The following is a 13,850-nucleotide window of genomic DNA, read 5'->3' on the forward strand; positions in this document are numbered from 1 at the left end:
TGAAAATGACAAGAATTACTTCTTGTCATTTTTTTCTGTTTTATTTTCAAGCTTTTTAGTTTGTTCTTTTTTTAAAATGCTTTTAGCATCAATTACCATATCAACACGATCTTGTTTTAAAGCAATGATAATTTCTTCATTTGGTGTTTGATTTAGAATTTGATAAGTGTCTTTTTTAGCATCATAATCCTGAATAAATTCACTTATGTTTTTTAAAGCTAAGAAATCAGTTGTTTCTTTTGTTCTTAGTTGTGGTTGATTAACCATTTTGTTATATTCTTGAATTAAGTCATAAGTATTAGTTAACTCAGGATTATTTTTATAAATTAAATATAATAGATAAACTCCAAAACCACGAACAACTTTTCTTTCATATTCAACTTCATGATTCAATCTTGTGGTTTCAGATTTATCATTCATGATTATTTTTTTATTCTTTTGTTTTTGTTTATTTTCTAAATATTCAATTTCTTTTGGAGTATAAATAATATCTATATCGTAGTTTTCTTCTCGATTATTTAAATCAGAAGAAATTTCTTTTTTATAACGATTTTCTTTAACTTCTTTTTTTAAAGCTCTAGTTTTGTTTTCACTAAATCATTTTTTCATTGTTAAAAAAGCTGGGATATCTAAAATAATTAAGTTACCGACTTTGTTAATAATACCCATTTCTTTTGTATTCATAGATAAGCAAAATCAAACTAAATCAAAAATAGCAATAATAGAAATTATTCCGATATAGCCATAACTACTTTCACCAGTGGCTCAAGCAACTACCCCACCAATAACAGGGAAAAGAATAATTCAAATGATTTGAAAAATAAATGTAAGTACGCGCAAGTTTCCTCACTCCTTAGGTTTGATTATATATAATTTTCTTCACAATATGACTAGTTCATATATAATATTGAAGTATGCCCTCTTGGCGGAATAGGCAGACGCATCAGACTCAAAATCTGACGAGGAAACTCGTACCGGTTCGACCCCGGTAGAGGGCACCATTAATTAGATACACTTAAAAACGGGATTAACCCCGTTTTTTTATTTAAACTCATATATAATATTTGTGAAACAATGGTGATTATATGAATAAAAAATGAACCATCGAACGTAATAAAAATGGCTCACTTAAAGTCATAGAACAAACTGATGGACCTTACGAAACCAGAGAAGAAGCTGTTATTAAAGCTAAAGAATTAGCAAAAGACAGTAAAACTATCTTAAAAGTTTATAACGATGATGATACATTGTATGAAACTTCAAACTACACTAGTATTCTTTCTCCAACTGAATGAAGTCTAAAGTTGAAATCAGATTTTAAAATTGCTAAAGCAGAATATTTAATTTCTAAAAAACGTGAAAAAGATCTAAAAACAGCTATTAAAAAAGCACATGTTGTTAGAGATATTGATAAAGAACGTAAATTAAAAATTCGCTTAAACGAAACCATTTTGAAAAAGCGTCGAAATGAAATCAATTATCGTGAAGCTAGACAAAGGCTTCAAGAAGGTATGCGTACTCTACGCAGAGCCAAAAGAAAACAAGAAAAAAACAATATCGAAGTTATTTAAGAACTTTCTGATATTGTTTTTTTATTTTGTCATAACGACTATTAAAGGTTTTTCATTTTTTATTTTAGGATTTTTATAAGAAATGAAAGCATTTGAAATGCATCTTGTTGAAAAAACATCTAAATTGCCATCATATTCATATTTCAAATCACTTAATTGAATGTGATTATTATTTTCTAAACTAAAGAATGAAATATAAGTCATATCTTGATGATTATCAAAAATGATTTCATTTTCTCCTGGTTCAAATCTTTTTAATAATGAATCATCATTAAAGATTTCAACATTGTGATATTTATTTAAAATATCTAAAACTGAGAAATCCATATCATAACGTTTAGTTGGTTTTGAAACAAACTTAATACTTTCGGGTTTAATGATTTCATTAACATATTCAATTGCAGCAATTCCATCAAGTTCATCTTTATCAGATTTTAATTGAATGAATTTTTTTGCTTTTGATTTAATTAAATCCAATTCGCCATCTAAAACGTGATCAAAATCAGATATCGCCAAATCTATTTTAATGTTCTTATCAATTAAATCTAAACATCCTCTTTCAACTCCAACAATATAGAATTTGTCGCTGTTATAGTATGAATAATTTAAATCTGTTTTAGTAGTAACAATTAAAGCTATTTTATTTTTCATTAGTAAAGTCACTTACGATTTCTTTTTTAATATTAGCAGGAGCATTATAGAAATAACTTCCAGCTACAAACATATTAGCTCCTGCTAATTTGCAAACAGCTCCAGTTTGAGCATTAATTCCCCCATCAACTTCAATAATATATTCAAGATTATTATCTTTTTTATATCCATCTAAGAATTTAATTTTATCAACACATTCAGGCATAAAACTTTGACCACCAAATCCAGGTCTCACAGTCATGACTAATACTCCATCAACATGTGGTAAATAAGGAATTAGATCAACAACTTTTGTTTCTGGTGAAATTGCTAACATACAAGCCACTTCATTAATTTCACAATAAGTGATGAAATCCATAATACGTCTTTTCTTTTTTAAAGATTCAATATGCATAGTCATGGATTTTGGTTTGCATTCTAAATAAGGCTTAAAGTATTCGTCCATGCTTCCTTCAATATCAACCATAAAATGAATATCAACGTTTAATTTAGGAAAAGCTTTTTTGATGTCAGCTAATACTTTTGGACCAAAAGTTAAGTTCGGTACAAAGTGATTATCCATAACATCATAATGAATTCAATTGGTTCCAGCATTAATTGTGTCATCTAGTTCTTTTCTTAAATCAATAAAGTTTGCTCCCAAAATACTTGGCGCTAAAATGTATTTTTCCATGGCGTTTCTTCTTCCTTTTTAACTTCTTCAATCATTTTTACATAATCATCATATAAAAATTGGGGAATGTTTTTCTCTTTAACTTCTTCTTTTATTTTGCATTGTTTCTCATTTAAATGAACACAATCATTAAATTTGCATTCACCTTGGTATTTTTCAAAAGCTCTAAAAGCATAGCGGATTTGATCTAAACTAATCCCCTTCAAAGTGAAAGAAGAAAATCCAGGAGAATCAGCTAAATAAATATTGTCATTGATAACATAAAGAGTAACTTTTGTTGTTGTGTGCTTGCCACGGTTTAATGCTTGAGAAATCTCATTTGTTTTTTGTTGGTCTTCAAAAGAAAGGAAATTATTTAAAGTTGATGTTTTACCAGCACCAGTCTGTCCTGTGAATAAAGAGATTTTATTAACCATTATTTTTTCTAAACTATCTAAAATTTCTTTATTCGGTTTTTTGTTATCAATAACAAAAACTTGATAGTCCATTTTCTTATAGTCATCAATAATTTGTCATACACTATCATTCTTATCTGTTACTAAATCTGGTTTTGTAAATAATAAAATTGGTTCAATTTTATTTAACTCTAAAAATGCAATATATTTATCAATAATATATGTGTTTAAATTTGGTTCCTTTAAAGCTGAAACAATAAAAATTTGATCAATGTTCGCCATTTTTGGACGATGTATTTCATTTTTTCTAGGTTCAATTTTAGTAATATAGCCTTTATCATTCGCAATCACATCAAAAGTTACATAATCTCCAACCAAAGGGCTTTCTTTACTATTTCTTTTAATATTTCCTTTTGCTAAGCAATTTGCATATGTCTTATCGTTTTGATCATAAACCACACTTTCGTGACTATCGATGTTTACAATAATTCCTTTTTTAATATTTGTCATTTAGACCTCTCTTTTATACCAACAAGATTGTTAAAACAAATCCAACAATCAATAAGATTGTTATAACAGAAATTCCAACAATTCATTTTCAATTAAAAGTATTTAAAAATGTTTGAAAACGAGTTACATAGGTGTTTAAAAATTTCTTTGAGTTTCTTGGTCTAACATTATAATCTTCAAACATTTTAATGTTTTTATCATCATATAAACGTGATAAATCAATTTGCATTTGATCAACATTTTGATAACGTTTTGTATAATCTTTTGCCATTGCTTTTAAAATAATGTTTTCTAAACGTGGATTAATTTCAGGATTATAAACTGAAGGTTTAATTGTATCCATTCAAAGGTTTAAATCACGACTAGCGATTTGTTTTCCATTCTTAGAATTTGTTGTTGTTAAAACATTAAAATTTTCAAACGGAACAATTCCAGTTGAATAAGTATAAAGCATTACTCCAAGTGCGTAAATATCAATATAATAAGGCATATCTTTTGCATCAGTTTCATAATCTTTTGCATTCTTTTCAACAAATAATTCAGGTGCCATATATTTTGGTGTCCCACTGGCTTCTAGTTCAAAATTATCTTTTTCTAAAATTTGTGTAATCCCAAAATCAGCAATATAAGGGTCTCAAGCAGAATTCAGAAGAATGTTTTGTGGTTTGATATCTTTATGAATCATGTTTGAAAAATCATTGTAATGGATTCTTTTTAAACCTGATAAAACGCGTGAAAAGTAGTATTCAATTTCTCTTGTTGTAAAAATTGGATAGTCTTTTGATGAAGCAACCTTTGAAATTGTGTCGTTATCATAGTAATCAAGCACCATGTATGGATGTTCTTCGCCATCGATCATAGCAACTCCAAAGTTATCAATTGGTGTTACATAATTTTCAAAACTTAATGTTGATAGAATTTCAATTTCTTTTTTAAATCCAGCATTAACTTTATTTTTTAAAAGCTTTAAAGCTTTAGTGTGCTTATTTGTCTTGTCATAAACTTTATAAACAACACTTGATGCTCCTTTACCAACTTCTTCGATAACAACATATCTATTATCAATAACGCTATTCTTTTTAATAGCCATTCTATTCTTCACCAGTAATTTCTAAAAGGATTAATGAAAGGTTATCAGTAGAATGACCTTTTTGAGCAGTTTCGATTAAAGTATCTGCTTTTTCTTCTAAGGTTAAATCAGAACTTAAAATTCCGTTTAATTCTTTGTCTGATAAGTAATCATGTACTCCATCAGTAGTTAACAAGAATAATCCTTTAGTGTTTTTTTCTAAATCAACATCAACTCTAATTTTTTTAGTTGGTCCTAAAACACTAGTTAAAATTTTTCAATAATGGAATTCATTGAAATTAGGATCTTCTTCATGGTTTTTATTAATACGTTTTCTATCGGCTGGTTTAGTTGAATTTAATAAGTTTTGATCCACTGTTAATAATTTTGTTTTGTTTTTGTAGTTATGATAAATTCTTGAGTCACCAATATTAATTACATAGGCTTCATCAATATCAATCACTAAAAGTGCTGAAAGAGTTGTACCCATATCAAGGATTTCACCCTTCTGTTCAGCCATAGCAAGCATTGTGTTTTTGATTGCTAAAATAGATAAACGAATTCAGTTAATAACTTCTTTTTTATCCATTTCTGCAAAATCAGTCTTTTTAAAAAGTTTTACAAACTCTTCAGAAGCTACTTGAGCTGCCACATCCCCAAATGGATGTCCACCCATTCCGTCACAAAGTACAGCTATAAATTGTCCATACTCGTTGAAATCATAATTTACACGATCTTGGTTAGACGCCCTAAAGTTTCCTTTAGTCGATTCTTTAATTACATTTATTTTCACATTGAACCTCTTTTAATATTCTTTATTTTACCATTTTCTTTTTTCTCTTTTTCAATATGCTAATAGTTAACCACACAAAAGCTACTATCAAAATAGCAATTGGTAGGATTAATCATAATAATTTAAGGTTTTTGTTTTTCTTAACTTCATTAGTTTCAGTTTTATTTGAATTTTCGTCTTTATTTTCAACTTCTTTATTATCAGGTTCTTTATTATTGTCTTCAATTGGTTGTTCAGGTTCACTTGGTTTTTCAGGTTCATTTATTTCTTTTTTATATAAAGAAATAGCGATTTGATTAACAACTGATGAACTATTTGAACTAATAATTAACTTATTATCTTCAATATTTCATTTAACTTCATCATTAGTTAAATAGTTTTCTTTTAGTATTTCAGCGATTTTATTAGTTAATTCTTCATCTTTTTCATAACTAATTAATTCAGGAACTTTGATTTCGACTAAATCTATTTTCTTTCTTAAATTAATTGTTACAAATGGTTTATCAATGATCTTTTGATAATCTTTAACACTCTTATTATCTTCAATATAAGAGATTGGAATTATTAATTCTGTTGTTGAAGCAAACGGATTAATATATGGAGGTTTTCAACCTTTAATATTTTCATAATAAAGTTCAATAGGATTAGATTTAACAAAGTTTTCTTTTACAAATTTATCAACTTGTGAATAAATATCATTTCCACTTAATTGCTGGTTTTTTAAAGGGTTATATTCTATATTTAAATTAATGTGTTTTGAGTTTTTAAAATCCAAAACATTAATTGGTTTATAAACACTCATCTCGTTGATTTTACAATCTAAAGTAGAGTATGTTTCTTCGTTTTCTGGTACGTTTAAATCTAAAGTTTGGAAATAATCGAGACTATAAGGACCCATGATTCAAAATCTTGGCATGACAGATTCTTTATTTCAACTTAATTCATCGTAATTTCTTTTATTATGAACAGCTAAAGTTTTTTCAAACACAACTTTTGGTTCATATTTAAACCCTAACAATGTTGTTGTTTCACCAAAATCATTAATTTCATCATTGCATAATCTGCCTGTGTCAAATGAATAATGGGGTTTAAATTCTTTTTCAAACTTGACACTTTCACCATTAAATAAGTTAATTTCAAACTTAATATTCATTTTAAATTCAATTACTTTATTAGAAATTTCGTTAGTTAAAGAGCTTTCTTTTGGTAAATATTCTAAACGTTCTAACTTATCAAAGTTTAATAATTGTTTAGTGTTATCTCACATTTCACTTGAAGCTTTAATGGCTGTATCAAGTGTATTTAATCCACTTTCACCACCATTTCTTCAACTGTTTAAATGATATTGATATCCATCAGAATACTTCTTATTACCAATTGCATTCATTCCCTGAGCGATGTTAATTCTTTGTTCTCAATTAGCTAAGGAATATTTAAAGTTCCCTTCGCTTCCAATTTTGTAAATATCTTGTTGATAAGACTGACGCATAAAATCTGATTTATCAAATTTAATCTCTCAATCAACGTCTTTTGGTTGACTGATTGTTGCAAAAACACTTGGATTTGAAACAAGAAAAATGGTTGTTAATGTTGTAAATAATTTCATCATAAAAAAATACCTCCAATGAGGTATAAGAAGGAATTATTAATTTTGTCCCAAATAATTTTTAATTTCTCATAAATGATCAATTTTATGTTTTCCATATTTTTGAATTTCTTTGTTATATGGTTGTTTAATTACAAAAGAATTATCAAATCAACTTAACATGGTAATGTCATTATCATCATCACCAGCAGTAATGATTTGTTCTGGTTTTAAATGTTCAAGTTCTTGCATTATTTTAACTGCATCACCTTTTGAAGAATGTGGAGGATGAATTTCAACTAAATTACTATCATTATTATTAATAATTGTTAAATCTGGTGCAACTTTTTTAACATGTTTAATTAAATTATCTAAAGTTTGTCTATCTTCCATAATTTTAAAGCAAACTAAATCCATATCATATAAGTCATCAAAACTTTGATTAGTGATTCTTCTTTTTAAAGAACCATCTGGATATTTTGAAGGATTATCGGTAAATAAATACATTTCTTCATCTGGTGTTGCATAAATTAAAGTATGTAAATTTAAAGTTTTTAAATAATCAACAACTGGTTTTAATTCATCATGAGGGATTGTTTTTTTATAAAGTAATTTTCCATTATCATCACGAATCACAGCCCCAGCATTAGTAATATATAAAGAAGGTTTAATTCCCATTTCCCTAGCTTCTCTTAGTATCATTTCATAAGGACGTCCTGATGCAATTACAACATGATTATTATCGTTGATAAATTCTTTAACAAAAGCTAAATCTTTTGGATCTACTCCACCATCAGTTCCATTTCTTAAAGTGCCATCATAATCAGTGACTAATCATTTTTCCATTTTTAAATTATCCCTTCTTTTTTTAATTTACAAATAAAGAACCCATCAGAATCAATTTCATAACCAAATAATTGGGTTTGTGAAATAATTTCCATGTCTGGATGATCTTTTAAGAATTCTTGAATTCTTGCTTGGTTTTCACTTTCATTAATTGTACAAGTTGAATAAACCATTTCACCATTTGGTTTTAAAGATTGATAGGCAACTTCAATTAATTCTTTTTGGGTTTCATATAAAGTATTTATAGTATCATTGTTTGTTTGAAAGTTTAATTTTATTTCAGGTTTTCTTTTTAAAACTCCAAAACCAGAACAAGGTGCATCTAATAAGATGTAGTCATATTGTTCATCTTTAATTGCTAGATTTGCATTTCCGTTAACAAGTTCAACATTGGTTACACCAAGTCTTTTAATATTTTGCTCAATTAAACCAATTCTGTTTTTAGCAAGTTCAAAAGCTTTGATATAACCAGTATTATCCATAATTGCAGCAAGGTTAGTTAATTTACCACCAGGAGCACTACACATATCTAAAACACGAGAATCTTTACTTGGATTTAAGGTTTGACCAACTAAAATTGAAGCTTTATCTTGAATGGTAATTTTTCCATCGCGATATAAATCTGTAGCAATAATTGGTTTTTTAGAAATTAAACAATCTTTAATTTCTGGTTGTTTTTTTAAACCATATTCAGTTTTATATTCATTATATAAGTCATCAAAATCAGCTTTTAAGGTATTAACTCTTAAGTTAATTTCTGGTTTTTTAACTGAATCTTTAACAACTTTTTTAGCTTCAGTTTCACCATAGCCTTCTTTGATTAGCTTGTATAGCAAGAATGGAAAACCATATTCTAAACAATATTTCTTTTCTTCGTTTTTTTCGTTAACTTCATAGATTTCTGGAGTTTGACGAATGACATTTTTTAAAACGCCATTTACTAACCCACTAAATCTTGGGTTAACTTCTTTTGCTAAGTTAACAGCTTCATTCACAATTGCATATTGGGGAATGTTATCCATAAAATGTAATTGATAAAGTGCCATTCAAATAATAATTTGAATTTCATATGGTGTTTTTTTCTTATTAATTAGTTTATTAGTTGTATATTCTAAAAAGATTTTTCAAGTTACAACTCCATGAACTAAAACAAAAATTAAGTTCTTTTCTTTTTGATCTAAGTCTTTATTTTGCGCAACATCATTTAAAAGGATATTTGAAAAAGATCCTTTTAAAATAATTTTCTTTAAGATTTCAAAAGCAATTTGGCGAGAATTAGAATTTTTTTGATTCATCATTTTTAACTCCAAAAAAGTCAATATTTAAGATAGCTGTATTAACTAAAACTTGAACTTTTTTATAGTTTGTTAAATCAGAGAATTGACCATACTCTAAAATATAACGATAAATTTTTTCTCCTAAAACTTGAGTTAATGATGCTGGAATATCACCATTAGCAAAGGCTTTTTGATATTCTGGAGCTAATTTATCTAAGTTTTCTTTTAGGATTTCTACGAATAATCTATAGTCCTTATCAATAATTTCTCTAACGTCTTTAATTAATTTTTCATAGCCAGAAATTTCATGATAATCAGTTAATCTTTCTTTAATTAAAATGTCTTTAATTTTGGCTACAGAGTTATCAACAGTGTCGTTTACAACAACATATTGATAGTTATCTTTTAAAGGAATTTCCATCAATGATTTAGTTAAACGTTCTTTAATAATGTTGTCTGGTTCTGTCCCTCTTGACATAATACGTGATTGTAAATCATAAAAACTTGGTGGCATTAAGAAAATAGAAAGAACGTTTTTTTCTTTCTTAATTACTTGAGTAGCTCCTTCAACTTCAATTTCTAAAACAACGTTTTTACCATTATGAATTTGTTCAATCACAGGTTTTCTTGGTGTTCCATATGAATTACCAATAAAGTTTGCATGTTCAATTAATTCGTTTTTTTCAACTGCTTGTTCAAATTCTTCTGGAGAAGCAAAAAAGTAGTTAACTCCATTAACTTCTCCTGGTCTTGGTTTTCTTGTAGTCATTGAAACTGAATAAACTAAACGTAATTTTGGATCTTCAAATAAACGACTATTAATTGTTCCTTTTCCAACTCCACTTGGTCCTGAAATAACTACTATTTTTCCTTTTTTCTCTTGTTGGCTCATTATGCTTTTTCCTCTAATCTTAAAATGTAAATATATTTGTCTACTTTTGATTTAACATGTTTCTCTCTTAGTAAGGTTAAATCTTTAACTTGGGTTAAATCTAAAGGTTCTGGTGCTTCAACAACAATAATTCCTCATAGATTTAAAATGTTTAACTCATTGATAGTTTCAAAGAAGTTATAGTAATACTCAATGTGTGGAAAAGGTGGATCTAAATAAATTAAATCTACTTTTTCATTTCTGTTAGCTAAGTCATGTAACACATCTAAATAATCTTTTTGTGTTAATACATAATCTTCTTTAGGGATATTTTTTAAGTTTTCTTTAATAACTTCAATTGCTTCTGGATTTAAATCATTAATATATGCTTTTTTAATTCCTCTTGATAATCCTTCAATACTTAAAGCACCGCTTCCAGCAAATAAATCTAAACTAGTTTTATTTTCATAGATAAAGTAATTGTTTAACATATTAAACATATCTTCTTTTACTCTAGCTGTAGTTGGTCTTGTTTTCATTGAAGGCAGAGTTTTTAATTGTCTTCTTTTGTATTTTCCAGAAATAACATTCATCAGTATTTAAAGAACTCCTCTATCAATTAATTTATAGACTTAATTATAGCAATAATAATTTTTTCATTCTACAAAATCTTTAAACGGGTTTTGCTACGTTCTTAAAACCCCTATTTTAAGTGTTAATTACTATAACTATAAGTCATTTTCTTCTCTTTAATTTACAAAATGCTTTTCTAAAAACTATTTTTTGATTTTAAACAAGAATGTTAAAATCTATTTTAGAGAAAAAAGAAATGAGATTGATAAACTATGAAATTAGACTTAGAAAAGGATTTATTACAATCTGAAAAACCAACCAATAAATGATTAACTAAAGATACTAATAAAGAAGTTATTCGTAGTGTTTCACCAGATGTTACTGACGTTGATAACTTAACAGACGAAGAATTAAACACTATGGCTAAATTAATTGATTTTGTTCGTTATTCACAAGATGATTCTTTAAATAATAATGAAGAAGATTTATTAAGACCTGCTGTTGGTTTAGCAGCTCCTCAAGTTGGGGTTAATAAAAATATGTTCTTTGCTCGTTTTGAATGAGATAAAGAAAATCCAGAAGACTTTGAAGAAATTGCAGCTATTAACCCTAAAATCATTTCTCGTTCTAGTCAAATGATCGTGATTAATGATGGTGAAGGTTGTCTAAGTGTTGATGAAGATCGTGATGGATTAGTTCCAAGAAGTTATAAAATTGTTGTAACTTATTACGACTTCTTAAAGAAAAAACAAATTAAAGAAACTTTAAGAGGATATAAAGCAATTGTTTTCCAACATGAAACCGAACACAACCACGGAATGTTATATTATGATCACATAAATAAAAAAGATCCTCACCATACTGAAAAAGATTGGTTATACTTATAAAAATAGTATTTTTAGTTCGTCAATAATTTGGCGATTTTTTTAACGAAAGAAGATAGATTATGAATTTTGATTGAATGAATTTTAGAGGGATGAAAAAATATCTTAGAGGGCTTTTATCAAAGAGCATAGAAGAATGTGAGACAGAGAATAAGTACTGATTCATTCTAGAAAATGTGGCTCGCAAATTTCATGATAAATTTGATACAAATTTAATTGATATTTATTCATTGTGAAAAAGGATTTTAGAAGAAACTAAGGACAACATTAAGAGAGCGGAAGAAATGTATAAGGAAGCAGCGAAATCTGAAAAAGATGATGAATTATTTACATTAATAACAATTAAAAGCACATTTAATTCCTTAGTTTCCATAGAATTAGGCATGTTTTTAAAAAGAAATATCAACGGAGAAAAAATTATTGATTTCAATAAAGATTCAAAAATAATGGACTTTGACTTTTGAGAAAAGAACGTTTTAATGGGCAAGTTAGTAGATATCTTGGATGGTTTAAATATTATTTACCCATTGATGAGAATGAGAATTTCATCATTGATTTACGACGTTGAAGAAAATAAATTTCCAAGCCATTTTTCTAAGGAAGAATTAGAAGTAGAAAAAGCATGCAAAGCCTTTACTTTTAGAAGGGATTTATATGATGGTTATTTGAAAGATAATGTTGATAAAATCGGATTTTATGAATATTACCTATCAATCTCAAGAAATAAGGAGATACATTACCCATCAATTGTTTATTCCTTAATAGAAAGATCAGATATTGAAGAAATAAAAAGAGATATCTTAGATGATCAAAATTACCAAAGCAAATTAGATAGGTCTGAGTGAAACTATAGCATGAAATTTTATATTATATTAGCGTCTCTTTATATATGAATCGTATATGAAGAACTGATTAAGATGGATTTGAATGTTCTTTGACAAATTTATGGAAATAAAATTGAAATGATTGATGATAAAGTAAAAAATATAAAAACAAAAACGACTAATTTGTAGTCGTTTTTCATTATTTTAAATAGTCTAAATAAGTTAAAGCACCAATGTGTTCAACAGCATCTTTTCCAAAATCATTTGCACCCATCACAATTTTAGATATCATTTCTTTATTTAAATCTTCTGGTTTAACTTGGTTATATAAATGAATTAAACGAGAAGCAAAAGCATCTCCAGCTCCAGTTGTATCTGCTAATTGTTTTGCTGGTGTAACTGGAACAATTCAACTTTCATTTTTATATAAAGCAATTGTGTTTTCACATCCACAAGTAATTGCAACTAAACTTGTTGGTTCAACTAAGTCTTTTAGTTTTTCAACAGCTTTATCTAACTCTAATTCTTTTGTAATTAATAAAAGTTCGTTGTCTGAAATTTTAACAACACTAGCTGTTTTTAAATATTCTTTTACATAGTAAATATAGTCTTGAATATCTAAACCAAGCCATAAAGCTGGTCTAAAGTTAGGATCAAAAGAATAAGGAATGTTATTTTTTAAACAATAATCTTTTAAAGTTAAATAAGATTCTTTTAATTCTCCTGGTAAAAATCCAGTAGCACTTCCAAAGTGAATAAAATCAAAATTAAAGTCATCAAAATTAAAATCTTTGATTTGATAATAAGCATCACTACCTCTAGTAAAAACAAAGGTTCTTTCTTTGTGATCATCTAAAGTAACTTCAGCTAATGTTGTTGGAACATTAGTTTCTTCAACAAAGTTTGTTTTTACTTGATATTTATTTAAACCTTCTTTGATTTTGTTTCCTCTATTATCAGTTGAAATTGCACCTAAGAAATAAGCGCTATTATCTTGCCTTGATAATGAACAAGCTACATTAAAACTAGCTCCACCAATTTGTTCATTTTCATTATATTTATCAATTAATGCTTCACCAATTATTCCAATATTTTTCATTGTTAAAAAATATCCTTTCTTTTTTTAAAACGTTAATTTCATTATCTCATTTCATTAAAAATATTTTCTATTCTTTTTGTGAAATTGCTTATATATGGACTAGATAGAGAAATTAAGGTAAAATGAAATCAATATAAGTCTTTTTAAAAAACATTTTTAATAATCATTTCGCGTTAATTAATAAACGCAATTCATTCATACTTTTTTAATAAAAACAATGAATTTAAAT

At 27.1% G+C, this 13,850-nt stretch carries 15 protein-coding genes and 1 tRNA gene; 4 read left to right on the forward strand and 12 right to left on the reverse strand.

The window, feature by feature from the left end:
- Positions 1–15 precede the first annotated feature (15 nt).
- Positions 16–840, reverse strand: coding sequence for a hypothetical protein (locus CP520_RS02080; protein WP_096862822.1), 825 nt, complete (start codon positions 838–840; stop codon positions 16–18).
- Between the two features lie 76 nt (positions 841–916).
- Here CP520_RS02080 and CP520_RS02085 point away from each other — a divergent pair.
- Positions 917–1,001, forward strand: a tRNA-Leu gene (locus CP520_RS02085).
- Between the two features lie 84 nt (positions 1,002–1,085).
- On the forward strand, positions 1,086–1,571 hold the full coding sequence (locus CP520_RS02090; protein ID WP_096862823.1) for a hypothetical protein: 486 nt from the start codon (positions 1,086–1,088) through the stop codon (positions 1,569–1,571).
- Positions 1,572–1,592: 21 nt separating this feature from the next.
- On the opposite strand, the gene CP520_RS02095 is transcribed toward CP520_RS02090, so the two are convergent.
- The 10 genes from CP520_RS02095 to rsmD are packed head-to-tail and all read right to left on the reverse strand — an operon-like array spanning position 1,593 to position 10,834.
- A complete protein-coding gene (locus tag CP520_RS02095; protein WP_096862824.1) occupies positions 1,593–2,222 on the reverse strand; it encodes a motility associated factor glycosyltransferase family protein in 630 nt (209 codons plus the stop codon).
- The gene (locus CP520_RS02100) at positions 2,212–2,895 is read right to left on the reverse strand and encodes a ribulose-phosphate 3-epimerase (RefSeq protein ID WP_096862825.1); all 684 of its coding nucleotides are present in this window, start codon (positions 2,893–2,895) and stop codon (positions 2,212–2,214) included. The genes CP520_RS02095 and CP520_RS02100 overlap by 11 nt, the downstream gene beginning before the upstream one ends.
- On the reverse strand, positions 2,877–3,800 hold the full coding sequence (gene rsgA, locus CP520_RS02105; protein WP_096862826.1) for a ribosome small subunit-dependent GTPase A: 924 nt from the start codon (positions 3,798–3,800) through the stop codon (positions 2,877–2,879). Before rsgA ends, CP520_RS02100 begins: the two co-directional genes overlap by 19 nt.
- A 13-nt stretch (positions 3,801–3,813) precedes the next feature.
- Positions 3,814–4,890: a serine/threonine protein kinase gene (locus CP520_RS02110; RefSeq protein WP_096862827.1), complete on the reverse strand. Its 1,077-nt coding sequence runs from the start codon at positions 4,888–4,890 to the stop codon at positions 3,814–3,816.
- Between the two features lies 1 nt (position 4,891).
- A complete protein-coding gene (locus CP520_RS02115) occupies positions 4,892–5,662 on the reverse strand; it encodes a PP2C family protein-serine/threonine phosphatase (protein WP_096862828.1) in 771 nt (256 codons plus the stop codon).
- Positions 5,663–5,684: 22 nt separating this feature from the next.
- Entirely contained in the window at positions 5,685–7,271 is a 1,587-nt protein-coding gene (locus CP520_RS02120) for a hypothetical protein (protein WP_096862829.1), read from the reverse strand.
- A gap of 36 nt (positions 7,272–7,307) precedes the next feature.
- Positions 7,308–8,093, reverse strand: coding sequence for an HAD-IIB family hydrolase (locus tag CP520_RS02125; protein WP_096862830.1), 786 nt, complete (start codon positions 8,091–8,093; stop codon positions 7,308–7,310).
- Between the two features lie 2 nt (positions 8,094–8,095).
- Positions 8,096–9,391 (reverse strand): 16S rRNA (cytosine(967)-C(5))-methyltransferase RsmB, encoded by a 1,296-nt coding sequence (gene rsmB, locus CP520_RS02130; protein ID WP_096862831.1) that lies wholly within the window; start codon positions 9,389–9,391, stop codon positions 8,096–8,098.
- On the reverse strand, positions 9,369–10,262 hold the full coding sequence (gene gmk / locus CP520_RS02135; protein ID WP_096862832.1) for a guanylate kinase: 894 nt from the start codon (positions 10,260–10,262) through the stop codon (positions 9,369–9,371). The genes rsmB and gmk overlap by 23 nt, the downstream gene beginning before the upstream one ends.
- Entirely contained in the window at positions 10,262–10,834 is a 573-nt protein-coding gene (gene rsmD / locus CP520_RS02140) for a 16S rRNA (guanine(966)-N(2))-methyltransferase RsmD (protein ID WP_096862833.1), read from the reverse strand. Before rsmD ends, gmk begins: the two co-directional genes overlap by 1 nt.
- Positions 10,835–11,086: 252 nt before the next feature.
- Here rsmD and def point away from each other — a divergent pair, with 252 nt between their 5' ends.
- Together def and CP520_RS02150 are read left to right on the forward strand one after the other, a co-directional pair.
- A complete protein-coding gene (gene def, locus CP520_RS02145; RefSeq protein ID WP_245832596.1) occupies positions 11,087–11,701 on the forward strand; it encodes a peptide deformylase in 615 nt (204 codons plus the stop codon).
- A 59-nt stretch (positions 11,702–11,760) separates the two neighbouring features.
- The gene (locus tag CP520_RS02150) at positions 11,761–12,711 is read left to right on the forward strand and encodes a hypothetical protein (protein WP_096862834.1); all 951 of its coding nucleotides are present in this window, start codon (positions 11,761–11,763) and stop codon (positions 12,709–12,711) included.
- Between the two features lie 10 nt (positions 12,712–12,721).
- On the opposite strand, the gene CP520_RS02155 is transcribed toward CP520_RS02150, so the two are convergent.
- Positions 12,722–13,621 carry a carbohydrate kinase family protein gene (locus CP520_RS02155; RefSeq protein ID WP_096862835.1) on the reverse strand — a complete coding sequence of 300 codons (900 nt, stop codon included), beginning with the start codon at positions 13,619–13,621 and terminating at the stop codon, positions 12,722–12,724.
- Positions 13,622–13,850: the final 229 nt, after the last annotated feature.

Origin of the sequence: Mesoplasma lactucae ATCC 49193 (assembly GCF_002441935.1) — a bacterium.
GTDB classification, from domain to species: domain Bacteria; phylum Bacillota_I; class Bacilli_A; order Mycoplasmatales; family Mycoplasmataceae; genus Edwardiiplasma; species Edwardiiplasma lactucae.